Annotated in this window: 20 protein-coding genes and 1 other RNA gene; 7 read left to right on the forward strand and 14 right to left on the reverse strand. The window is 63.0% G+C overall.

Annotated features, from left to right (window positions below; translation table 11 throughout):
• The first annotated feature begins 23 nt into the window (after window positions 1–23).
• Together ligA and ffs are read left to right on the forward strand one after the other, a co-directional pair.
• The gene (gene ligA / locus OO258_RS21965) at window positions 24–2,354 is read left to right on the forward strand and encodes an NAD-dependent DNA ligase LigA (RefSeq protein ID WP_266032550.1); all 2,331 of its coding nucleotides are present in this window, start codon (window positions 24–26) and stop codon (window positions 2,352–2,354) included.
• Between the two features lie 226 nt (window positions 2,355–2,580).
• Window positions 2,581–2,677: signal recognition particle sRNA small type (gene ffs / locus OO258_RS21970), an RNA gene on the forward strand.
• A 28-nt stretch (window positions 2,678–2,705) separates the two neighbouring features.
• Here the strand turns inward: ffs and OO258_RS21975 are convergent.
• Complete coding sequence (locus OO258_RS21975) at window positions 2,706–3,125, reverse strand: helix-turn-helix domain-containing protein (protein WP_266032555.1); 420 nt, start codon at window positions 3,123–3,125, stop codon at window positions 2,706–2,708.
• 83 nt (window positions 3,126–3,208) lie between these two features.
• On the opposite strand from OO258_RS21975, the gene OO258_RS21980 reads away from it, so the two are divergent.
• Both OO258_RS21980 and OO258_RS21985 read left to right on the forward strand, forming a co-directional pair.
• Entirely contained in the window at window positions 3,209–3,697 is a 489-nt protein-coding gene (locus tag OO258_RS21980; protein ID WP_266032672.1) for a DUF2938 domain-containing protein, read from the forward strand.
• Window positions 3,698–4,054: 357 nt separating this feature from the next.
• The gene (locus tag OO258_RS21985) at window positions 4,055–4,330 is read left to right on the forward strand and encodes a hypothetical protein (protein WP_266032558.1); all 276 of its coding nucleotides are present in this window, start codon (window positions 4,055–4,057) and stop codon (window positions 4,328–4,330) included.
• 182 nt (window positions 4,331–4,512) lie between these two features.
• Here OO258_RS21985 and OO258_RS21990 read toward each other — a convergent pair whose 3' ends face one another.
• Window positions 4,513–5,280: a substrate-binding periplasmic protein gene (locus OO258_RS21990; RefSeq protein WP_266032561.1), complete on the reverse strand. Its 768-nt coding sequence runs from the start codon at window positions 5,278–5,280 to the stop codon at window positions 4,513–4,515.
• Between the two features lie 121 nt (window positions 5,281–5,401).
• Here OO258_RS21990 and dnaX point away from each other — a divergent pair, with 121 nt between their 5' ends.
• The 3 genes from dnaX (at window position 5,402) to recR (ending at window position 8,770) form a co-directional block, all read left to right on the forward strand.
• Complete coding sequence (gene dnaX, locus OO258_RS21995) at window positions 5,402–7,471, forward strand: DNA polymerase III subunit gamma/tau (RefSeq protein WP_266032565.1); 2,070 nt, start codon at window positions 5,402–5,404, stop codon at window positions 7,469–7,471.
• Between the two features lie 64 nt (window positions 7,472–7,535).
• Window positions 7,536–7,871 carry a YbaB/EbfC family nucleoid-associated protein gene (locus tag OO258_RS22000; protein WP_016488349.1) on the forward strand — a complete coding sequence of 112 codons (336 nt, stop codon included), beginning with the start codon at window positions 7,536–7,538 and terminating at the stop codon, window positions 7,869–7,871.
• 296 nt (window positions 7,872–8,167) lie between these two features.
• Complete coding sequence (gene recR, locus OO258_RS22005) at window positions 8,168–8,770, forward strand: recombination mediator RecR (RefSeq protein ID WP_003254304.1); 603 nt, start codon at window positions 8,168–8,170, stop codon at window positions 8,768–8,770.
• A 184-nt stretch (window positions 8,771–8,954) separates the two neighbouring features.
• Here the strand turns inward: recR and OO258_RS22010 are convergent, their stop codons facing one another.
• The 12 genes from OO258_RS22010 to ccoN all read right to left on the reverse strand — a co-directional run bounded on the left by OO258_RS22010 (window position 8,955) and on the right by ccoN (window position 20,951).
• A complete protein-coding gene (locus OO258_RS22010) occupies window positions 8,955–9,503 on the reverse strand; it encodes an adenine phosphoribosyltransferase (RefSeq protein ID WP_009683910.1) in 549 nt (182 codons plus the stop codon).
• A gap of 55 nt (window positions 9,504–9,558) precedes the next feature.
• Window positions 9,559–10,293, reverse strand: coding sequence for a Crp/Fnr family transcriptional regulator FnrA (gene fnrA, locus OO258_RS22015; protein WP_110746481.1), 735 nt, complete (start codon window positions 10,291–10,293; stop codon window positions 9,559–9,561).
• A 186-nt stretch (window positions 10,294–10,479) separates the two neighbouring features.
• A complete protein-coding gene (hemN, locus tag OO258_RS22020; RefSeq protein WP_266032571.1) occupies window positions 10,480–11,862 on the reverse strand; it encodes an oxygen-independent coproporphyrinogen III oxidase in 1,383 nt (460 codons plus the stop codon).
• A 103-nt stretch (window positions 11,863–11,965) separates the two neighbouring features.
• Complete coding sequence (locus OO258_RS22025) at window positions 11,966–12,649, reverse strand: sulfite exporter TauE/SafE family protein (RefSeq protein WP_266032573.1); 684 nt, start codon at window positions 12,647–12,649, stop codon at window positions 11,966–11,968.
• Window positions 12,642–12,857 carry a cbb3-type cytochrome oxidase assembly protein CcoS gene (ccoS, locus tag OO258_RS22030; RefSeq protein ID WP_110746488.1) on the reverse strand — a complete coding sequence of 72 codons (216 nt, stop codon included), beginning with the start codon at window positions 12,855–12,857 and terminating at the stop codon, window positions 12,642–12,644. The genes OO258_RS22025 and ccoS overlap by 8 nt, the downstream gene beginning before the upstream one ends.
• Window positions 12,836–15,310, reverse strand: coding sequence for a heavy metal translocating P-type ATPase (locus OO258_RS22035; RefSeq protein ID WP_266032576.1), 2,475 nt, complete (start codon window positions 15,308–15,310; stop codon window positions 12,836–12,838). The genes ccoS and OO258_RS22035 overlap by 22 nt, the downstream gene beginning before the upstream one ends.
• 148 nt (window positions 15,311–15,458) lie before the next feature.
• The gene (locus OO258_RS22040; protein ID WP_266032578.1) at window positions 15,459–15,986 is read right to left on the reverse strand and encodes a FixH family protein; all 528 of its coding nucleotides are present in this window, start codon (window positions 15,984–15,986) and stop codon (window positions 15,459–15,461) included.
• Window positions 15,987–16,001: 15 nt separating this feature from the next.
• Window positions 16,002–17,417, reverse strand: a complete 1,416-nt coding sequence (ccoG, locus tag OO258_RS22045) for a cytochrome c oxidase accessory protein CcoG (protein ID WP_266032580.1) — start codon at window positions 17,415–17,417, stop codon at window positions 16,002–16,004.
• 309 nt (window positions 17,418–17,726) lie between these two features.
• Window positions 17,727–18,707 (reverse strand): cytochrome-c oxidase, cbb3-type subunit III, encoded by a 981-nt coding sequence (gene ccoP, locus OO258_RS22050; protein WP_266032583.1) that lies wholly within the window; start codon window positions 18,705–18,707, stop codon window positions 17,727–17,729.
• A complete protein-coding gene (locus OO258_RS22055) occupies window positions 18,704–18,895 on the reverse strand; it encodes a CcoQ/FixQ family Cbb3-type cytochrome c oxidase assembly chaperone (RefSeq protein WP_056801413.1) in 192 nt (63 codons plus the stop codon). Before OO258_RS22055 ends, ccoP begins: the two co-directional genes overlap by 4 nt.
• A gap of 5 nt (window positions 18,896–18,900) precedes the next feature.
• The gene (gene ccoO, locus OO258_RS22060) at window positions 18,901–19,509 is read right to left on the reverse strand and encodes a cytochrome-c oxidase, cbb3-type subunit II (RefSeq protein ID WP_016488340.1); all 609 of its coding nucleotides are present in this window, start codon (window positions 19,507–19,509) and stop codon (window positions 18,901–18,903) included.
• Complete coding sequence (ccoN, locus tag OO258_RS22065) at window positions 19,509–20,951, reverse strand: cytochrome-c oxidase, cbb3-type subunit I (protein WP_085625437.1); 1,443 nt, start codon at window positions 20,949–20,951, stop codon at window positions 19,509–19,511. Before ccoN ends, ccoO begins: the two co-directional genes overlap by 1 nt.
• Window positions 20,952–21,361 lie beyond the last annotated feature (410 nt).

Genomic DNA, 21,361 nt, shown 5'->3' on the forward strand with positions numbered 1-21,361 from the left:
TGCTTTGCAAGAGATCCTGAAAAATGACCGCCGAAACCCGTATCCTCGAACTGCGTGCCGAGCTCGACCAGCACAACTATCGCTACTACGTGCTCGACGAGCCCAGCGTGCCTGATGCCGAATACGACCGTCTGTTCAACGAGCTCAAGGCGCTGGAAGCCGAACACCCGCACCTGGTAACCCCCGACTCGCCCACCCAGCGTGTGGGTGGAACTGCCTTGGCTGCGTTCAGCCAGGTGCGCCACGAAGTGCCCATGCTCAGCCTGGGCAACGCCTTCGAAGAAGCCGACTTGCGTGAGTTCGGCCGCCGTGTGGTAGAAGGCCTGGATCAGCCGGGCGCGGTCGACTACAGCTGCGAACCCAAGCTCGATGGCCTGGCCGTGAGCCTGCTGTACCGCGACGGACAGCTGGTGCAGGGCGCCACCCGGGGCGACGGCACCACTGGCGAAGACATCAGCGCCAACGTACGCACCGTGCGCAACATCCCGCTCAAGTTGCAGGGTAAGGGTTGGCCGGCAGTGCTGGAGGTGCGCGGCGAGGTGTACATGAGCAAGGCCGGTTTCGACCGGCTCAATGCCGCCCAGGCCGAGGCCGGTGGCAAGACCTTCGCCAACCCGCGCAATGCCGCCGCTGGCAGCTTGCGCCAGCTGGACTCGAAAATCACCGCCAGCCGCCCGCTGGAGTTCTGCTGCTATGGCGTCGGCCAGCTGTCCGCAAGCATCGGCGACAGCCATATTGGCATCCTCGAGCAACTCAAGGCCTGGGGCCTGCCGATCAGTCGCGAGCTCAAGCATGCGGCGGGCATCGAAGAATGCCTTGCCTACTACCGCGACATTGGCGAGCGGCGTAACAGCCTGCCGTATGAGATCGACGGTGTAGTGTTCAAGGTCAACAGCCTGGCCGCCCAGCGCGAACTGGGCTTCCGCGCCCGAGAGCCGCGCTGGGCGATTGCCCACAAGTTCCCGGCGATGGAAGAGCTGACCGAGGTGCTGGACGTCGAGTTCCAGGTTGGCCGTACGGGTGCAGTAACGCCTGTAGCGCGGCTGAAGCCGGTCAAGGTGGCCGGTGTGACCGTGTCCAACGCCACCTTGCACAACATGGACGAAATCGCCCGCCTGGGCCTGCGCATCGGCGACACGGTGATCATTCGCAGGGCCGGCGACGTGATCCCGCAGGTGATGCAGGTGGTGCTGGAGCGTCGTCCGCAAGACGCCCGCCCGGTAGAAGTGCCAAGCGAGTGCCCGGTGTGTGGTTCGCAGGTCGAGCGCACCCAGCTGGTCAAACGCAGCAAAGGCAAGGAAACCACCAGCGAAGGTGCGGTGTACCGCTGCGTCGGTCGCCTGGCCTGTGGCGCCCAGCTCAAGCAGGCGATCATTCACTACGTATCGCGTCGGGCCATGGATATCGACGGCCTGGGTGAGAAAAGCGTCGAGCAATTGGTGGACGAGGGGCTGATTGGCTCGCCGGCTGACCTGTACAAGCTGCAGTTCGAGCAGGTCGTCGGCCTTGAAGGCTTTGCCGAGGTGTCGACCCAGAAGCTGCTGGATGCCATCGAAGCCAGCAAACGCCCGAGCCTGGCGCGCTTCATCTACGCGCTGGGCATCCCGGATGTCGGCGAGGAGACTGCCAAGGTGCTGGCCCGCTCGCTGGGCAGCCTGGCGCGCGTGCAGCAGGCATTGCCGCAGGTGTTGACCTATTTGCCGGACATCGGTCTCGAAGTGGCCTACGAGATCCACAATTTCTTTGAAGACGAGCACAACCAGAAGGTTATCCAGCAGCTGCTCGACAGTGGTATGCAGTTGCAGGACGAAGGCGAGCTGGCTGCCGAATTTGCCGCCAGCACCACCTTGGCCGGGATGATCGCCAAGCTCGACATTGCCTCCGTCGGCCCGACCGGTGCCGAGAAGTTGGTGGCCAGGCTCGACAGCCTGGACAAGATCATCGCCGCCGACGGCATTGACCTGCGCCAGGCCCTGGCGGCCAAGCAGGCCGACGCAGTGCGTGAGTTCTTCAAGGATGAAGCGAACCAGAAACTGGCCCGGGACATCGAAGCGCAGCTGCTGGCATTCGGCATGCACTGGAGCAGCGAGAAGAAGGTGGCCGAAGGCTTGCCGCTGGCCGGCCAGACCTGGGTGCTGACCGGTACGCTGGAGCGCATGAGCCGGGACATTGCCAAGGACAAGCTGGAAAGCCTGGGGGCCAAGGTTGCCGGTTCCGTTTCTGGCAAGACCCACTGCGTGGTGGCAGGGCCGGGTGCAGGTTCCAAGCTGGCCAAGGCTGCTGAGCTGGGTGTGAAGGTACTGGACGAAGATACCTTCGTTACCTTCCTGGCCGAGCAGGGCATAGCAGTCTAGGCATCCCGCCCCTCTCTGTGGGGGGCAACTGTCTTGCTCAAAATATGAAAAGCCCGCGCGGTCGCCCGTAGGGGCGGGTTTACCCGCGAAGAGGCCCGTCCAGGCCGTCTCGACCCTGACAAGTCATTGAGAAATGATGACTTTTTCTGTCGCAGTGGTTGTATCTGCCCCAAAGACCGGTACAATGGCGCCACTCGCTGCTCAGCGAGGCATGTTGTGGTGGCCCCATCGGTCCCCCCGCATTGATTACCCGTTAACCTGGTCAGGCCCGGAAGGGAGCAGCCATAGCGGGAACATCGAGTGCCGGGGTGTGGCTGGTGGGGCCGCCTCCATTTCTGGGGTCGGAAAACCTCAATCTGCAACGAACGCCTTCGTTCTTTCCTGCTTTTCGCCCAATGCTCCCGCCGCCGACAGCTTCATCAGCCGCTGGAATTTCGGGCAGGCCAGATGATCTTTCTCAGGACACTGCGCGGCATGCCGCAAGCCATTGCTCATCGCCTGCAAGCGCTTGATCCGCGCATCCAGCTCGTCCGCCTTTGCTATCAGCATCTGCCGGTCGACCTGCAGGTCCACCAGCATCGCCCCCACTTCATCCAGCGAAAACCCCGCGGCCTGCCCCAGGGCGATCAGCGCCAGCCTGTCCGCCACATCGGCTGCAAACTGTCGTCGCTGGCCGCGCCCGGCCAGGGACTTGAGCAAGCCTTTCTTCTCGTAGTAACGCAGTGTCGATGCAGGTACGCCTGTGCGTTTGGCGACGTCGGCAATGTCCATTTCGAGCCCTTGACTTGAAGTTGACTTCAACTTCTATGCTGCGCGGCATGGGTAATGACCGTCAACTTTCGAGGGCTTGTTCAATGACGTTTACTGCGATGTTTTTAGCTGCATTGCCGATTGGCATAGCTGCCACTGTAGTGATGGACCTGTGGGGGCTGCTGCTGAGGCGGTTGGGTGTGGCAACGCTGAACTTTGCCATGGTCGGGCGTTGGGCGGGGCACTTGCTAGGTGGGCGTGTTTCGCACCAAGCGATTGCCAAAGCGGAACCGGTGCGAAATGAGTTGGCGTGGGGATGGGTAATTCACTACGCCACCGGCGTGCTTTTCGCGATGCTGCTGCTTGTGATCGTAGGGGAGGGCTGGTTGCGGTCGCCTACTCTTTTACCTGCAGTAGTTGTGGGTGTGGGTACAGTCGTGGCGCCGTTTTGCCTCATGCAGCCGGCGATGGGGGCAGGGTTCTTTGCGTCCAGAACGCCGACACCTGCGCGGAACTGTCTGAAGAGCCTGGCCACGCATTTTGTGTTTGGTGTGGGGTTGTTCTTGAGTGCGTATTTACGGGCTTTGGTGTGAAGACAGGGAGCCCGATAACAGTAAGCACATGATCAGAGTGCCCACTTTAAGATAGGTCTGATAACAGTCTAGGAAAGCCCCTACACGTCAGGCAGGCATAGCGAATTATCCTACGTGTTCCGTCGACTCCCGTCTGATTGTCCCGGTCAACCTCGCCCACTAGGCTTTCGCGGTCGCTGTCAGTTCAGCGATCGGGTGTGGAAGCCTGGGTGGTTTGGCGGCTGTCGATATGACGGTTGTGCGTGGGAGGCCTTCGGGCCTGCCGGGTTTCCCATACCCCTGGTCTTCCACCCCGCGTACAACTGTCACCCTAAGTGTGGAAGCGAAAGGGTGCTCTCAGCCCGGTATGGTGATCTCATGAAAAAACTGGTCCCCGATCCACCCCACGTCTTCGATCTTCCCCAAGGCAAATCCCTTGCCCGCGCCATGAGCGAAGGCATCGTCCCGATGGAGTTCGCGTTGATGAATGTTTCCCACTACCTGATGTTCGCCTACAGCGATAGCCGGCGGGCGCTTGAGCGCATTCAGGACGAAGAAACCAGGCAGTTATTGGAGCATGGGTTACGGGCCATGCAGATTGCCTGGGGGCAGGCGGATGCTGTCAGCTTGGCGTTTGAGCGTAAAGGCCAGTGATTTTGGTCTTGAAGTAAGTCTGGATAGCAGGAATATCGAGTAACCCTGTGGGAGCGGGTTCACCCGCGAAGCAGGCGCCGCGGTGGATGGCACCGGCTTTGCCGGTGTTCGCGGGTGAACCCGCTCCCACAGGAGGGCGCGCAAGCTTCGCGAGGGTTTTGCCTTCCATCAGATAGGCCGGATCAGGGCCGGGCCACAGACATGTTGCCCGGGTCGCCCGCTCCCCCATACCGCTGCACAATCCGCTCGATCTCCCCTGACTGCTTCATTCTTACCAACGCCCGCAACAGCCCTTGTGTCGGTATCGCCGGATCGTTGCGCACCATGCACCCCAAATCCTGTTCGTCCAGCACTGCCAGCGCTTGCAATTGCTGCTCCGCTGGCAACCCTTGGTTGAACCACTGCAACGACAACTGGTTGCTCACCGCATGGCGATACCGGCCGGCCTGCAGCTTTTGCAGCACCAGCAACTGGCTGCGGCTGTCCTCACGGTGCAGCTGGCCGTGGTCCAGCAGCGGTTGCAGGGTTGAATAGGTGTAGCCCAGCACCGTGCCGATCGCCTGAGGTGGCAGTTGCTCCGGGGGTGTCGGGGTGCTGTCGCCGGCGCGGCCAACCAGCACGTCGCGCTGATGAATCAGCGGGATACTCCACACAAAATCCCTTGGACGGTCGTTGAGCCATTGGGTACTGACGTAGCAACGGACATCAATATCGCCGCTGCTCATGGCCTCTTCCAGGCGCAGGCGGGCCATGACGTGGAACTCGGGGCGAGCACCCACTTGCCTGGCAACGGCTTGCATCAGGTCGTAAAGCAACCCCTCGACTGGCTGATCGCCTTCGATGCGTACCAGCGGCATGCTCCAGCTCTCGGCTACGGAAAAGCGCAGCACCGGCTGGTCAGCCAGGCTGTGGGTAGACCACAGCAGTAACAGGGCCAGCAGTCTTCGCAAAAGCAATCCTCCCTGGACAATGCGCCATTCCAAGCTTAGACGAGTTGCGCAGGGTGCAATTTTGCCCCCGCTCCGCTAGCATTAGCGATCTTCCGCTCGATCAGGCTACGATGGTTTTTCGATGAGTTATCAGGTTCTTGCACGAAAATGGCGTCCGCGCTCGTTCCGCGAAATGGTCGGCCAGACCCATGTGCTCAAGGCCTTGATCAATGCCTTGGACAACCAGCGCCTGCACCACGCCTACCTGTTCACCGGTACGCGCGGCGTGGGCAAGACCACCATCGCCCGTATTATCGCCAAGTGCCTGAACTGTGAAACCGGCATCACCTCTACGCCCTGTGGCACCTGTTCGGTGTGCCGTGAAATCGACGAAGGCCGTTTCGTCGACCTGATCGAGATCGACGCCGCCAGCCGCACCAAGGTCGAGGACACCCGCGAACTGCTGGACAACGTGCAGTATGCCCCGAGCCGTGGGCGCTTCAAGGTCTACCTGATCGACGAAGTGCACATGCTCTCGACCCACTCGTTCAACGCCTTGCTCAAGACGCTGGAAGAGCCGCCGCCCTACGTCAAGTTCATCCTCGCTACCACCGACCCGCAGAAGCTGCCGGCCACCATCCTGTCGCGCTGCCTGCAGTTCTCGCTGAAGAACATGAGCCCGGAGCGGGTGGTCGAGCACCTGAGTCACGTACTGGCTGCCGAGAACGTGCCGTTCGAACCGGATGCCCTGTGGCTGCTGGGCCGCGCGGCCGATGGCTCGATGCGTGACGCCATGAGCCTGACCGACCAGGCCATCGCCTTTGGCGAAGGCAAGGTGCTGGCTGCTGATGTGCGGGCCATGCTTGGCAGCCTGGATCACGGCCAGGTCTATGGCGTGTTGCAAGCGTTGCTCGAAGGCGATGCCCGGGCATTGCTGGAGGCTGTGCGCAACCTGGCGGAGCAGGGGCCGGACTGGGCGGGCGTGTTGGCCGAAATGCTTAACGTGCTGCACCGTGTGGCCATTGCCCAGGCGTTGCCGGAAGCAGTGGACAATGGCCAGGGCGACCGCGAGCGAGTGCTGGCGCTGGCCTCGGCATTGCCGGCCGAGGACGTGCAGTTCTACTACCAGATGGGCCTGATTGGCCGCCGAGACCTGCCGTTGGCGCCGAACCCACGTGGTGGTTTCGAGATGGTCCTGCTACGCATGCTGGCGTTCCGCCCGGCCGATACCGACGACGCGCCGAAACCGGTGCTAAAGCCAGTGGGGATCAGCCAGGCCACAGCTGATCCTGCAGCTCCGGTGGCAGACTCGGCCTCGACCTCGGTCGAGCCCTCATCGCCTGTCGCGACCCTGCCGGCAGAGCCTGTGGCGGCAGCACCACGGCTGGAAGTGCCTGCACCTGCGACAGCCGACCATGAGCCGGAGGCCGAGCCAGACGTTGAGTTACAGGCCGAGATCCAGGCCATTTCGGTACCCGAGCCTGTCGCAGAGGTGATCGACCTGCCGTGGGAAGAGCCAGCGGCTGCACCCGCACCGGTAGCGTCTGAACCTGCGCAAAAGCCCGAGGCGGTTGCCCCTGCCGCGGCGCCACAGCCCGCCCCGGCAGACGACGCGCCACCTTTCGACCCGTCCGCCTATGCTGCCGTAGGCATGGACCGCGACGATGAGCCGCCGCTGGACGAAGACTATTACGGCGGTGAAACCGACCCGGTTGGTTTCAGCTACCTGGACGAGTTGGCCGAGCATGTTCAGGAAGAGGTGTCCAAGCCGGCTGCCGAACCGCTGCCAGCAGCCAAACCGGCCACCGGTCTGGCCCTGCAATGGCTGGAATTATTCCCACAGTTGCCTGTGTCCGGTATGACAGGCAACATCGCGGCAAACTGTACGCTGATTGCTGCCGATGGCGATGATTGGCTGCTGCACCTGGACCCTGGCCAAGGTGCGCTGTTCAATACTACCCAGCAGCGCCGCCTGAACGAAGCGCTCAACCAGCACCTGGGGCGTACGCTGAACCTGCGTATCGAGCTGATCCTGCCCGAGCAGGAAACCCCGGCCCAGGCTGCATCGCGCAAGCGTGCCGAGCGTCAGCAGGACGCCATCACCTCGATCGAGCAGGATCCGTTGATCCAGCAGATGATCAAGTTGTTCGGTGCCAAGGTGCGGCAGGATACTATTGAGCCTGTAGAAGCCCTGGCCAATCAGGGCCAGTAACGGATAACCATGCGGCTGGCCCTGGGCCGGGCCGCATCACATGACCCAATCGAGGTATACCCCCATGATGAAAGGTGGCATGGCCGGCCTGATGAAGCAGGCCCAGCAGATGCAGGAAAAGATGCAGAAGATGCAGGAAGAGCTGGCCAACGCTGAAGTCACCGGTCAGTCCGGTGGTGGCCTGGTGAGCGTGGTGATGACCGGTCGTCACGACGTCAAGCGCGTTAGCATCGACCAGAGCCTGATGTCGACTGACGAAGACGACAAGGAAGTGCTGGAAGACCTGATCGCCGCCGCGTTGAACGATGCCGTGCGCAAGATCGAGCAAAGCAGCCAGGAAAAAATGGGCGGCATGACCGCCGGCATGCAACTGCCGCCGGGCTTCAAGATGCCGTTCTAAGGGCATTGCGATACCAAAAAGCGCCGCTGCTATCAGCGGCGTTTTTTTTGCGTAGATTTCAACCCGGCTGCGGTCTGCTCTTTAAGTGGGAGCGGCCTTGTGTCGCGAAAGGGGCGCGAAGCGGCCCCCGGATTCCAGCTTTGCAGCATTGAGTGCCGGGGCTGCTTCGCAGCCCATTCGCGACACAAGGCCGCTCCCACAAAAAAGCAGACCTTGCAGGCTTTGGGCGAGGTGATTTGACGCCATCGCCCCCGCTGGGTATAAACCGCCTCTTATTGATTTGTCAGGCCATTCCCATGAGCTTCAGCCCCCTTATCCGCCAACTGATCGACGGCCTGCGCATCTTGCCAGGCGTTGGCCAGAAAACCGCCCAGCGCATGGCCCTGCAATTGCTGGAGCGCGACCGCAGCGGCGGGCTGCGCCTGGCGCAGGCCTTGACCCAGGCCATGGAAGGGGTAGGGCATTGCCGCCAGTGTCGCACCCTCACCGAGCAGGAACTGTGCCCGCAGTGCGCCGACCCGCGCCGTGACGACACCCAGCTGTGCGTGGTCGAGGGGCCGACCGATGTGTATGCGGTGGAGCAGACCGGCTACCGTGGCCGTTACTTCGTGCTCAAGGGCCACCTGTCGCCGCTGGACGGCCTTGGGCCTGAGGCGATCGGCATTCCGCAGCTGATGGCGCGGATCGAGGAGCAGGGCACCTTTACCGAAGTGATCCTGGCGACCAACCCGACGGTGGAGGGGGAGGCGACGGCGCATTACATTGCGCAATTGCTGAGCGAGAAGGGCTTGGTGGCGTCTCGCATTGCCCATGGTGTACCGCTGGGCGGCGAGCTGGAGATGGTGGATGGCGGTACCTTGGCCCATGCCTTTGCAGGGCGCCGGCCAATTTCGCTCTGATTCAGAAATGCTGGGGCCGCTTTGCGGCCCATTCGCGGGGCAAGCCCGCTCCCACACAAATATAGCGATGCTTCACTTTGGACTGCCCCCATGAAGTTGGACACTGATCCAACCCTTGGGGGCAGTCCTTTGTGGGAGCGGGCTTGTCCCGCGAATGGGCTGCAAAGCAGCCCCAAAAGCCAACTCAGTACTCGCTGAGGGAAAACTCGGTCAGGCAGAAGGTAGGCACCCCGGCCGCCTGCAACCGACGCGACCCGTCCAATTCCGGCAGGTCGATGATCGCCGCCGCCTCGAACACCTGCGCCCCGGTGCGACGCACCAGGTTGGCTGCCGCCAGCAGGGTCCCGCCAGTAGCAATCAGGTCATCGAAGATCAGCACCGAATCGCCTTCACACAGGCTGTCGGCATGCACTTCCAGGAAGGCCTCGCCGTACTCGGTCTGGTAACCCTCGCTCAGCACGTCGGCCGGCAGCTTGCCTTGCTTGCGGAACAGGATCAGCGGCTTGTTCAACTGGTGGGCGATGATCGAGCCGATCAGGAAACCCCGCGCGTCCATGGCACCAATGTGGCTGAATTCAGCCTCGACGTAGCGCTCGATGAACTGGTCGGCCACATAGCGCAGCCCACGCGGCGACTGGAACAGCGGGGTGATATCGCGGAAGATCACGCCCGGTTTGGGAAAGTCCACCACCGGGCGGATCAGGGCTTTGAGGTCGAAGGCGTCGCTGTGCATTGTTGCGGGTATCCTGGGAAAACGAATGCCCAAGTATACCCGCTAAAGACCGGCCTCAGGCCTCGATTGCACCACCGGCCAGCGCGCACAGCTGGATCGGGTCCAGGATGTGCACTTCCTTGCCCTCGGCGCGCAGCAGGCCGTTCTGCTGGAAGCGGGTAAACACCCGCGACACGGTTTCTACCGCCAGGCCAAGGTAGTTGCCGATTTCGTTGCGCGACATGCTCAGGCGGAACTGGTTGGCCGAATAGCCACGGGCGCGGAAGCGCGCCGACAGGTTGACCAGGAAGGTGGCAATGCGCTCGTCGGCGGTCTTTTTCGACAGCAACAGCATCATTTGCTGGTCGTCGCGGATTTCCCTGCTCATCACCCGCATCAGCTGGCGGCGTAGCTGGGGCAGTTGCACCGAAAGCTCATCAAGGCGGTCGAAGGGGATTTCGCAGACCGAGGTGGTTTCCTGGGCCTGGGCCGATACCGGGTAGGCCTCGGTGTCCATGCCCGATAGGCCGACCAGCTCGCTGGGCAAGTGGAAGCCGGTGATCTGCTCTTCGCCGCTGTCGCTGAGGCTGAAGGTTTTCAGGGCGCCGGAACGTACTGCGTAGACCGAGCCGAAATTGTCACCCTGGCGGAACAGAAACTCGCCTTTCTTCAGCGGGCGCCCGCGCTTGACGATTTCATCCAGTGCATCCATGTCTTCCAGGTTCAACGAAAGAGGCAGGCACAGAGGGGCCAGGCTGCAATCCTTGCAATGGGCCTGGTTGTGTGGGCGCAGTTTGACTGGCTCGGACATTTGGATCGATCCTTGTGGGAAAGCACACATAAGTCGTAAGGGTAACCCACGACACAGGGTGTAGGCCAGCGTGCGCGTTGATGGTGCGCCCTGGCGAAACCCCGGCAGACGGGCTGCCGGGAGTCCTCGTGTGCCCATAGTGTGCCTGGCAAGGAGGCTTGTCTATGCGGTTGAACGACTCGGTTTTCAGATAACCCGCGAGAAACGCTCGCGATTCTGCATCGCCAGGTAAGCGTCGAAGACCATGCACACCGAGCGCGCCAGCAGGCGGCCAGCCGGCAAAATGCGGATGCCTTTGTCGTTCATGCTGATCAGGCCGTCGCGCTGCAAGGTCAACAGTTCGGGCCAGAGGTCGTTGAAGTAACCGCGAAAATCAATGGTGAAGGCCTGTTCGATCGGTTCGAATGCCAGCTCGAAATGGCAGATCAGTTGCTGGATCACCGCACGGCGTATCCGGTCGTCGTGGTTGCACACCAGGCCGCGCTGGGTCGCCAGTTGGGCGTTGGACAGGCTGTCCTGGTAGGTATTGAGGTCGCTGCTGTTCTGGCAGTACAGGTCGCCGATCTGGCTGATGGCCGATACGCCCAGGCCGATCAGGTCGCAGTGCCCGTGGGTGGTGTAGCCCTGGAAGTTGCGCTGCAGGGTGCCTTCTTCCTGGGCGATGGCCAGTTCGTCGTCGGGCAGGGCGAAGTGGTCCATGCCGATGTAGCGGTAACCTGCGGCGGTCAACTGGTCGATGGTGGCATGCAGCATCTCCAGCTTGGCGGCCGGGCTGGGCAGCTCGTTGCTGTCGATGCGCCGCTGCGGCATGAAGCGCTCGGGCAGGTGGGCGTAGTTGAACACTGACAGGCGGTCGGGCTGCAGGCGGATCACTTCTTCGACCGTGCGCGCAAAGCCTTCCGGGGTTTGTTTGGGCAGGCCGTAGATCAGGTCCAGGTTGACCGAACGGAACTGCAGGGTGCGCGCCGCCTCGATCAGGGTGCGGGTCTGCTCCAGGCTCTGCAGGCGGTTGACCGCGCGCTGCACGGCGGGGTCGAGGTCCTGCACGCCAAGGCTGACGCGGTTGAAGCCCAGTTCGCGCAGCAGCCCCATGGTCGACCAGTCGGCTTCGCGCGGGTCGATCTCGATGCCGTAGTCGCCGGAGTCGTCGTCCAGCAGGTGGAAGTGCTGGCGCAGGGTGGCCATCAGCTGGCGCAGTTCCACATGGCTGAGGAAGGTCGGCGTACCGCCGCCGAAATGCAGCTGTTCCACACGCTGTTTCGGGTCCAGGTGGCAGGCGATCAGCTGGATTTCCTGTTCCAGGCGCTGCAGGTACGGTGCGGCACGGGCACGGTCTTTGGTGATGACCTTGTTGCAGGCGCAGTAGTAGCAGATGTTGGCGCAGAACGGCACGTGCACGTACAGCGACAGCGGGCGCACCGCCCGACGGCTTTCGCGCAGGGCGTGGAGCAGGTCGAACGAGCCCACCTCGCTGTGCAGCTGCACGGCGGTTGGGTAGGAGGTGTAGCGTGGCCCGGCGAGATCGTAGCGGCGGATCAGGTCGGTGTCCCAACGAAGGTCGTCGAGCATGAGGGCGGTCCCCGGAAAGAGCAGCAGTGCACCGGAGTCTATGGCCGTCCGCAGGAACCTGTGTTGATTTGTATCAAGGGCACTGGGGCCGCAGAGCGCCCCGTCAATGCCCCATCAGCCAGTGCTGGTGTGGGCCCGGCAGGGTCCAGACACCGAACAGCATCACCAGCACACCACCCGCCACGCGCACGCTGCGTCGCCGCAACAGGGCGTTCACCCGTTCGGCCGCCAGCCCGGTGGCCAGCAACACCGGCCAGGTCCCCAGCCCGAACGCGAGCATCAACACCGCGCTGTACCCGGCATTGCCCTGGCTGGCCGCCCACAGCAGGGTGCTGTACACCAAACCGCACGGCAGCCACCCCCACAGGGCGCCCAGCAGCAACGCCCTGGGCAGGCTGGACACCGGCAGCAAGCGCGACGCCAGCGGCTGGATATGCCGCCACAAACCCCGGCCCAGCGCCTCGATACGGGTCAGCCCACTCCACCAGCCAGCCAGGTACAACCCCATGGCAATCAACAGCAGGGCTGCCGTCACCCGCAGTGCCAGCGCTGCCGGGCTGCTTGCCACGGCCCATCCGGCCAGGCCCAGCAACAGGCCGGCGCAGGCATAGCTGAAAATGCGCCCCAGGTTGTACGCCAGCAACAGTCGCAGCCGCTTGCCGCGTTGTTCGGGGGGGATGGCCAAAGTCAGTGCGCCCATCAGGCCGCCGCACATGCCCAGGCAGTGACCGCCGCCGAGCAGGCCAAGGACCAGTGCCGAGCCCAGCAGCGGAAGCAGGTCAGGCACGGGGTGGCGGCTCCTTGTTGGCGTCGGCCTGGGTGTCGTCAGGTTTCACTGCCGCTTGGTGACGCGGGTCCTGATCATCGAACAGGATGCTGTGAGCGGGGCCGTCAAGGTCGTCATACTGGCCGCTGTCCACGGCCCAGAAGAAAATGTACACGGCCACGCCGACCAGCAGCAGGGCTGCGGGGATCATGACATAGAGGGCGGGCATGGCGACTTCCTCCCGGGTTGGGGTGCTGCGTTTTTCGGCAGTGCGGATGCATCCGGCATGCGAGTCAGGCGCAGGGCATTGAGCACCACGATCAACGAGCTGACCGACATGCCGATCGCAGCCCACACCGGGGTGATCCAGCCGAGCGCGGCAAACGGCAACATCAGGCCATTATACAGGGTCGCCCACAGCAGGTTCTCGAGGATGTTGCGGCGGGTGCGGCGGGCCAGCTCGAAGGCCTGCACCAGCGCTTGCAGGCGGTTGGACAGCAAGACGGCGTCGGCACTGGTCTTGGCCAGGTCGGTGGCGCTGCCCATGGCGATGCTGATATCGGCGGCGGCCAGTACCGGTACATCGTTGACCCCGTCGCCGAGCATCAGCACCTTGCGCCCGTCAGCCTGCAGGGCTTTCAGGCGGTCCAGTTTGTCATCCGGGCGCAGGCCGCCAATGGCCTGGTCGATACCCAGCTGCGCGGCCACTTCGGCAACCATCGGCGAGCTGTCGCCCGACAGCAGCAGGGTGTGCCAGCCCCGCGCCTTGCAGGCAGCGAGCAGGGCCGGCGCGTCGTCGCGCAGGCGGTCATCCAGGCCGAACCACGCCATGGGGCCCTGGCGGTCGCCCAGCAGCAGCCACTGGCCGCGAGGCTCAGGTACAGCGGGGATTTCCGCACCACTCAAGGCGCAGACGAAGGTAGCCTGACCAATGCGCAGGCGCTGGCCGTCGACCAGCCCCTCCAGGCCCAGGCCGGGTACGCTCTGTACGCCTTCGGCGGGCGTGGTGGTGCGACCAAAGGCGCGAGCGATGGGGTGTTCAGAGCGGTTTTCCAGCGCCGCGGCCAGGGCCAGGCAGCGGTCCGCAGTCTGGCTGCCGAGCGGGCGGATGCTGCGCAAGGTCAGGCGGCCTTCGGTCAGTGTGCCGGTCTTGTCGAAAATCACCGTGTCGATGTGGTTCAAGCCCTCCAGCACGTGGCCGCGGGTGACCAGCAGGCCAAGCTTGTGCAGGGTTCCGGTGGCGGCGGTCAATGCGGTTGGCGTAGCCAAAGACAGGGCACAAGGGCAGGTGGCCACGAGCATGGCCAGCACGATCCAGAACGCCCGTGCCGGATCCAGGTGCCACCACCACAGGCCGATGGCTACCGAGGCCAGCAGCGAGAACAGCAGGAACCACTGCGAGGCGCGATCGGCGATTTCCGCCAGGCGTGGTTTTTCGGTCTGGGCGCGTTCCAGCAGGCGGACGATGGCCGACAAGCGTGAATCATGGCCGAGGGCTTCCACAGCCACATTCAGCGTGCTTTCGACGTTCAGCGTACCGCCAGTGACCCGCTCACCCACCCGGCGTGGTTGCGGCAGATACTCGCCGGTCAGCAGCGATTCGTCGACGCTCGAGCGGCCCTCGACGATGCGCCCGTCGGCAGGGATGACCGCGCCGGGCAGCACCTGCACGGTGTCGCCGCAGTGTAATTCGCTGAGCAGGATGCGTTCGCTGCGCCCGATGGCGTCCAGGCGCAGGCATGAGGCTGGCAGCAGGTTGACCAGCTGCGCAGTGGCCGCCGCTGTGCGCTCGCGGGCGCGGCGCTCCAGGTAGCGGCCGGTCAGCAGGAACAGGGCGAACATGCCCACCGTGTCGAAATAGAGCTCGCCGCTGCCAGTGATGGCTGTCCAGATGCCGGCGCCGAACGCCAGGCCAATGGCCAGTGACACCGAAATGTCCATGGTCAGGTGGCGCGTTCGCAAGTCGCGCGCCGCGCCCTTGAAGAAGGGCGCGCAGCTGTAGAACACGATGGGAATGGTCAGGAACAGCGCCACCCAGCGCAGGATGGTGTGCAACTCGGGCGTCAGGTCGATGTTGAATTCCGGCCAAGTGGCCATGGTTGCCATCATCGCCTGGAACCACAGCAGCCCGGCCACGCCCAGGCGGCGTAGGGCGCTGCGGTTTTCCCGGGCCAATTGCTCGGCGGCCTGGTCAGGCTGGTAGGGGTGGGCGGCGTAGCCGATCTGGCGAAGTTCGGCCAGCAGGCGCGACAGCGGCAGCTGCTTGTCGTCCCAGTTCAGCGCCAGGCGGTGGTTGGACAGGTTCAACCGGGCTTCGGCGACGCCAGGCAGGTTGCGCAGGTGCTTTTCGATCAGCCAGCCGCAGGCGGCGCAGCTGATGCCTTCGACAAGCAAGGTGGTTTCGGCCAGCTCGCCCTGGTGGCGGACGAAGGTTTGCTGCACGTCGCTGCGGTCGTACAGGGCCAGTTCGTCCTGTAGTTGCCTGGGCAGGGCTTCGGGGTTGGCGCTGTTGTCGCTGCGGTGCTGGTAGTAGTGCTCCAGCCCACCGGCAACGATGGACTCTGCCACCGCCTGGCAGCCGGGGCAGCAGAACTGCCGCGGCTGGCCGAGGACCACGGCGGTGAAGCGGCTGCCGGCGGGGACGGGCAGGGCGCAGTGGTAGCAGGGGGTGGGCTGGGTCATCACATCATTGCCTTAGACAAATCGCTGGCTGGGCACTGTAGCTGTGGGAGCGGGTTCACCCGCGAATGCGTCAGATCAGGCATTGATGTTTTCAGGGCTGACGCATTCGCGGGTAAACCCGCTCCCACAAGGGGCGGGGGTGGTGCGTTTATTGGTGTTCGGCGCCTTGCAGTGCTTCATCACCCAGCTGCAAGGTCACTCCATGCTCCACTTTTTCCTCTTCGAACAGGCGCCACACCTGGCCCCCTTCGCTACCCAGCACTTCCACAAAGCGCCGCCCGTCGACCTTGTCCTCCAGTTGCCCCACATAGCGCCCTGCTTCGACCCGGCTCAGCAGCACCTTGCGGTCCTTCTCTGGCTGGGTCGGCGAAATCAGGTTCAGCTCCAGGTTTTGCGGGCCACTGCTACCGGTCAGGCGCAGGTCCACTTCGCCGGTCAGTTCGTCCAGATGCACGCTGGCTTTCAGGCCCAGTTGCTGCGCCAGCAGCTCGCGGTCCAGGGAGCGGTTGATGCCCTTGCCGGCCTCGTAGTAGTTGTCGTTCACCAGGTTGTCCGGGTTGCGTACGGCGATGCTGACCATGGTCAGGCTCAGGCACACCGAGGTGGTGAGGATGCCAATGATGATCCAGGGCCAGAGGTGCTTGTACCAGGGGCTGGCGGCGGTGGCGGCAGGCATTGTGCGTTATCTCTCTTAGCGGATCTGTGGGCCGATGAAGCGGCTCTTGGCTTCAACCTGGGCGTCGCTGTCGTCGGCGCTCTTGAGGATGAAGGTGATTTCGTTGGTGGTGGAAGGCAGTTTTTCAGGAGCGACCGACAGCTGTACCGGCAGGCTGACGATATCACCGGCGGCCACGCGGATCTCGCGCTGGCCTTCGAGCTTGAGGTCCGGCAGGCCGGCGGCATCCAGCACGTACACATGGTCGCGCTGGTCCTTGTTCATGACCTTCAGGCTGTACACGTTCTCGATCCGGCCCTGGGCGTTCTCGCGGTACAGCACGCGGTCTTTGCTGACGTCGAAACCGACCAGCGAGCGTGTGGCGAAGGCAGTGGCCAGGCCGATCATCATCACCAGCAGCACGGCGGCATAGCCGATCAGCCGCGGGCGCAGCATGTGGGTTTTCTGCCCGGACAGATTGTGTTCGGTGGTGTAGCTGATCAGCCCTTTGGGGTAGTTCATCTTGTCCATGATGCTGTCGCAGGCGTCGATGCAGGCTGCGCAGCCGATGCACTCGATTTGCAGGCCATCACGGATGTCGATGCCGGTCGGGCAGACCTGCACGCACATGGTGCAGTCGATGCAGTCACCCAGGCCCTGGGCTTTGTAGTCGGTATCTTTCTTGCGCGGCCCGCGGGTTTCGCCACGGCGCGGGTCGTAGGAAACGATCAGCGTGTCCTTGTCGAACATCACGCTCTGGAAGCGAGCGTACGGGCACATGTACACGCACACCTGTTCGCGCAGCCACCCGGCATTGCCGTAGGTGGCGAGGGTGAAGAAACCGACCCAGAAATAGGCCCAGCCATCGGCCTGGCCGGTGAAGAACTCGATCACCAGCTCGCGGATTGGCGAGAAGTAGCCGACAAAGGTCATGCCGGTGACAAAACCGATCAGCAGCCACAGGCTGTGCTTGGCTAGCTTGCGCAGGAACTTGTTGCCGCTCATGGGCGCCCTGTCGAGCTTCATGCGCTGGTTGCGGTCGCCCTCGGTAACCTTTTCGCACCACATGAAGATCCAGGTCCACACGCTTTGCGGGCAGGTGTAGCCGCACCACACGCGGCCGGCGAACACGGTAATGAAGAACAGGCCGAAGGCGGCGACGATGAGGATGCCCGAGAGGAGGATGAAGTCTTGCGGCCAGATGGTAGCGCCAAAGATGTAGAACTTGCGTTCGGGCAGGTTCCACCATACGGCCTGGTGGCCGCCCCAGTTCAGCCACACGGTGCCGAAGTACAGCAGGAACAGCACTGCACCGCCGACCATGCGCAGGCGGCGGAACAGGCCGGTGAAGGCGCGGGTGTAGATCTTTTCCCGGGAGGCGTAGAGGTCGACGGAATCCTTCCCTTTGCTGGCAGGCGGGGTGACATCATGTACCGGAATTTGCTTGCTCATCATCAAGTCCCACGGCAGTGGAGAAACGCCGCGGCCAGTGCGTGCCGGCCGCAGTCTCGCGCAATCTGCTAGCGCTCTGCGGTCCATGATACGCCGCGGATGGCGGTATGGGATCGCACTGCGACCTTTAGTCGCGTTGGGTTCGTGGTGTGAATCGTGTTATGGCGGGTGTCAATTGATCCAGGTCATCCTGGGTCGCATTTGCCGGCCTCTTCGCGGGGCAAGCCCGCTCCCACAAGTAACCCATTGTTCCGGGTTCGGTGGTGTACCTGTGGGAGCGGGCTTGCCCCGCGAAGAGGCCAGGCCTGCTTACTCAGCCTTGGCCTGCGCCTGGTCCCGTTGCGACAGGCTGTAAACATAAGCCGCCAGCAGGTGCACTTTGTCATTACCCTGCAACTGTTCCTGGGCGGGCATCTGGCCTTGGCGACCATAGCGGATGGTCTGCTGCAGCTGGGCAAAGCTCGAACCGTAGATGAACGCCTGCGGGTGGGTCAGGTTCGGCGCGCCCATGGCCGGCGTGCCTTTGCCTTCCGGCCCATGGCAGGCCACGCAGTTGGCGGCGAAGATCTTCTGCCCATTTTCGGCATCGGCCTTGACGCCTTCCGGCAGCGTACGGCCATCCAGCTTGCTGACCACGAAGGCGGCCACGTCGGCCACGCCCTGATCACCGATCACCTCGGCCCAGGCTGGCATCACGCCATGGCGGCCGCCCATGATGGTGGTCTTGATCGTGTCCGGTTCGCCACCCCAGCGCCAGTCGTTGTCGGTCAGGTTGGGGAAGCCGAAGGCACCTTTGGCGTCGGAGCCATGGCACACCGAGCAGTTGGAGGCGAACAGCCGCGCCCCCATTTTCAATGCCTGTGGGTCCTTGGCGACGTCTTCGATAGGCATGGCCGCGAACTTGGCGAAGATCGGCCCAAAGCGGGCGTCGGCCTTGGCCATTTCCTTTTCCCACTCGTGCACGCCAGTCCAGCCCGGTTGGCCGTTGGAAAACTCGGTCTGCTTGTCGGTGTCCAGGTACGAATAGCCCGGCAGGATGCCTTTCCAGTTGCCCAGGCCCGGGTACAGCACCAGGTAGCCGAGGGCGAAGATGATGGTGCCGACGAACAGCCAGAACCACCATTTGGGCAGTGGGTTGTCGTATTCTTCGATGCCATCGAAGGCATGCCCGACGGTTTCGTCGGTGACCTCTTCGCGCTGGCCCTTGCGGGTCGACAGCAGCAGCCAGGTCAACGAGAAGATGGTGCCCAGGGTCAGGACGGTAACGTACAGACTCCAGAAGGTTGTCATTGTTGTTTGCTCCCAGAAGCTTTTGCTTGCTCGACGTGCCGGCTGGCCTCGGGGTCATCCGCGAAAGGCAGTTGGGTCGCTTCGTCGAAATCCTTTTTGCGCCGTGGGTTGAACACCCACAGCGCCAGGCCCACGAAGGCCACCATCACCACGACGGTGCCCAGGCCGCGAATCATCCCGATATCCATCAGCGTCACCGTTTGCTCTTGATGATGGTGCCAAGGCCTTGCAGGTACGCGACGATGGCGTCCATTTCGGTCTTGCCCTTGACCGCGTCACGCGCACCGGCGATGTCGGCATCGGTGTACGGGGTACCGAGTGTGCGCAGCACTTCCAGCTTTTTCGCGGTGTCCTTGCCGTCGAGCTTGTTCTCGACCAGCCACGGGTAGGACGGCATCTTCGATTCCGGTACCACGTTGCGCGGGTTGTACAGGTGCGCACGGTGCCAGTCATCGGAGTAGCGGCCACCGACGCGGGCCAGGTCCGGCCCGGTCCGCTTGGAGCCCCACAGGAACGGGTGGTCCCACACGCTTTCACCGGCTACCGAATAGTGGCCGTAGCGCTCGGTTTCGGCGCGGAACGGGCGGATCATCTGCGAGTGGCAGCCTACGCAGCCTTCACGGATGTAGATATCACGCCCTTCGACTTCCAGCGCGGTGCGTGGCTTCATGCCCTCGACCGGCTTGTTGGTGACGTCCTGGAAGAACAGCGGGACGATTTGGGTCAGGCCACCAACGCTCACGGCGATGACCATGAAGAAGGCCAGCAGGCCTATGTTCTTCTCGACAGCTTCATGCTTCATCAGTGCGCTCCCACAACGATGATCTTGGCGGCTTCCTCAGCCTGTGCCGGGTTGGCGGCACGTACGGTACGGAACACGTTGTAGGCCATCAGCAGCATGCCGCTGGCGAAGAACGCACCGCCCAGGGCGCGGACGATGTAGCCAGGGTGGCTGGCTTGCAGGGCTTCGACGAACGAGTAGGTGAGGGTGCCGTCGTCGTTGATGGCGCGCCACATCAGGCCCTGGGTGATGCCGTTTACCCACATCGAGGCGATGTACAGCACGGTCCCGATGGTGGCCAGCCAGAAGTGCGCGTTGATCAGGCCGACGCTGTGCATCTGCTCGCGGCCATACAGGCGGGGGATCATGTGGTACACAGCGCCGATCGAGATCATGGCTACCCAGCCGAGGGCGCCGGCATGCACGTGGCCGATGGTCCAGTCGGTGTAGTGCGACAGTGAGTTCACGGTCTTGATGGCCATCATCGGGCCTTCGAAGGTGGACATGCCGTAGAACGCCAGCGACACCACCAGGAAGCGCAGGATCGGGTCGGTGCGCAATTTGTGCCAGGCACCGGACAGGGTCATCATGCCGTTGATCATGCCGCCCCAGCTTGGCGCCAGCAGGATGATCGACATCACCATGCCCAGCGACTGCGCCCAGTCAGGCAGTGCGGTGTAGTGCAGGTGGTGCGGGCCGGCCCAGATGTACAGGGTGATCAGCGCCCAGAAGTGCACGATCGACAGGCGATACGAGTAGATCGGTCGCTCGGCCTGCTTGGGCACGAAGTAGTACATCATCCCCAGGAAGCCGGTGGTGAGGAAGAAGCCCACGGCGTTGTGGCCGTACCACCACTGGATCATCGCGTCGGTGGCGCCGGAATAAGCCGAGTAGGACTTGAACAGGCTCACTGGCAGCGAGATGTGGTTGACGATGTGCAGCATCGCGGTGACCACGATGAATGCACCGTAAAACCAGTTGCCGACATAGATGTGCTTGGTCTTGCGCTTGACGATGGTGCCGAAGAACACCAGCCCGTAGGTGACCCAGACGATGGCCAGCAGGATCGCCAGCGGCCATTCGAGCTCGGCGTATTCCTTGGTGGTGGTATAGCCCATCGGCAGGGTGATCAGCGCGCCGACGATCACTGCCTGCCAACCCCAGAAGGTGAAGGCGGCCATGCTGTCGGAGATTAGCCGGGTCTGGCAGGTGCGCTGCACCACGTAGTAGCTGGTGCCGAACAGCGCACAGCCCCCGAAGGCGAAGATCACCAGGTTGGTGTGCAGCGGTCGCAGGCGGCCGAAGCTGGTCCAGGGCAGGTCCAGGTTCAGTTGGGGCCACACCAGCTGCGAGGCGATGAAGACGCCGAGGCCCATGCCAAGGATCCCCCAGACCACCGTCATGATGGCGAACTGGCGGACGACCTTGTAGTTATAAGCAGTCGGACTGATTGCTGTGCTCATTCTAAGGTTCCACGGTTTTGATGTTCTTGTTGGTCGAAAAATCGGCGCCAGTATTGATAACCACCAGGGTTACCGCAACGCAACTTTGGTACGCCGACCCGTGCCCGTGCCCGTTCACTGATGTCCCGCAGTGATCGGGTCCGAACGATTGTACACAAATAAATATTTGTAATGTGTACCGTTTTTCGCCTTTTTCTGATCGATCGGTCAAGCTTTTTTTGGGGCGGCGACAGGCCATGCGCCGCGTCTGCATCGGTCCTTTCGTAGCGATGCCTACTGAGGCAACAAGCTTAGTTCTGTTCGGTGGGGGTGCAAGGGTAGGGGGGCTGAGGGTGGTAGGGGGGAGTTCAAGGTTGGAGGATTGTGTTGGGGCGGGGGTGTAGGGTTTGAGTGTTGTGGTGGGGCAGAGA

This window comes from Pseudomonas sp. DCB_BI (assembly GCF_026240995.1).
Lineage (GTDB): Bacteria > Pseudomonadota > Gammaproteobacteria > Pseudomonadales > Pseudomonadaceae > Aquipseudomonas.

Bases quoted from the DNA above. Each gene is read 5' to 3' on its own strand.
- ligA (WP_266032550.1), top strand. From the start codon at position 24: ATGACCGCCGAAACCCGTATCCTCGAACTGCGTGCCGAGCTCGACCAG.
- OO258_RS21975 (WP_266032555.1), bottom strand. From the start codon at position 3,125: ATGGACATTGCCGACGTCGCCAAACGCACAGGCGTACCTGCATCGACA.
- OO258_RS21980 (WP_266032672.1), top strand. From the start codon at position 3,209: ATGACGTTTACTGCGATGTTTTTAGCTGCATTGCCGATTGGCATAGCT.
- OO258_RS21985 (WP_266032558.1), top strand. From the start codon at position 4,055: ATGAAAAAACTGGTCCCCGATCCACCCCACGTCTTCGATCTTCCCCAA.
- dnaX (WP_266032565.1), top strand. From the start codon at position 5,402: ATGAGTTATCAGGTTCTTGCACGAAAATGGCGTCCGCGCTCGTTCCGC.
- OO258_RS22000 (WP_016488349.1), top strand. From the start codon at position 7,536: ATGATGAAAGGTGGCATGGCCGGCCTGATGAAGCAGGCCCAGCAGATG.
- recR (WP_003254304.1), top strand. From the start codon at position 8,168: ATGAGCTTCAGCCCCCTTATCCGCCAACTGATCGACGGCCTGCGCATC.
- OO258_RS22010 (WP_009683910.1), bottom strand. From the start codon at position 9,503: ATGCACAGCGACGCCTTCGACCTCAAAGCCCTGATCCGCCCGGTGGTG.
- fnrA (WP_110746481.1), bottom strand. From the start codon at position 10,293: ATGTCCGAGCCAGTCAAACTGCGCCCACACAACCAGGCCCATTGCAAG.
- hemN (WP_266032571.1), bottom strand. From the start codon at position 11,862: ATGCTCGACGACCTTCGTTGGGACACCGACCTGATCCGCCGCTACGAT.
- ccoS (WP_110746488.1), bottom strand. From the start codon at position 12,857: ATGCCCGCCCTCTATGTCATGATCCCCGCAGCCCTGCTGCTGGTCGGC.
- OO258_RS22035 (WP_266032576.1), bottom strand. From the start codon at position 15,310: ATGACCCAGCCCACCCCCTGCTACCACTGCGCCCTGCCCGTCCCCGCC.
- OO258_RS22040 (WP_266032578.1), bottom strand. From the start codon at position 15,986: ATGCCTGCCGCCACCGCCGCCAGCCCCTGGTACAAGCACCTCTGGCCC.
- ccoG (WP_266032580.1), bottom strand. From the start codon at position 17,417: ATGAGCAAGCAAATTCCGGTACATGATGTCACCCCGCCTGCCAGCAAA.
- ccoP (WP_266032583.1), bottom strand. From the start codon at position 18,707: ATGACAACCTTCTGGAGTCTGTACGTTACCGTCCTGACCCTGGGCACC.
- OO258_RS22055 (WP_056801413.1), bottom strand. From the start codon at position 18,895: ATGGATATCGGGATGATTCGCGGCCTGGGCACCGTCGTGGTGATGGTG.
- ccoO (WP_016488340.1), bottom strand. From the start codon at position 19,509: ATGAAGCATGAAGCTGTCGAGAAGAACATAGGCCTGCTGGCCTTCTTC.
- ccoN (WP_085625437.1), bottom strand. From the start codon at position 20,951: ATGAGCACAGCAATCAGTCCGACTGCTTATAACTACAAGGTCGTCCGC.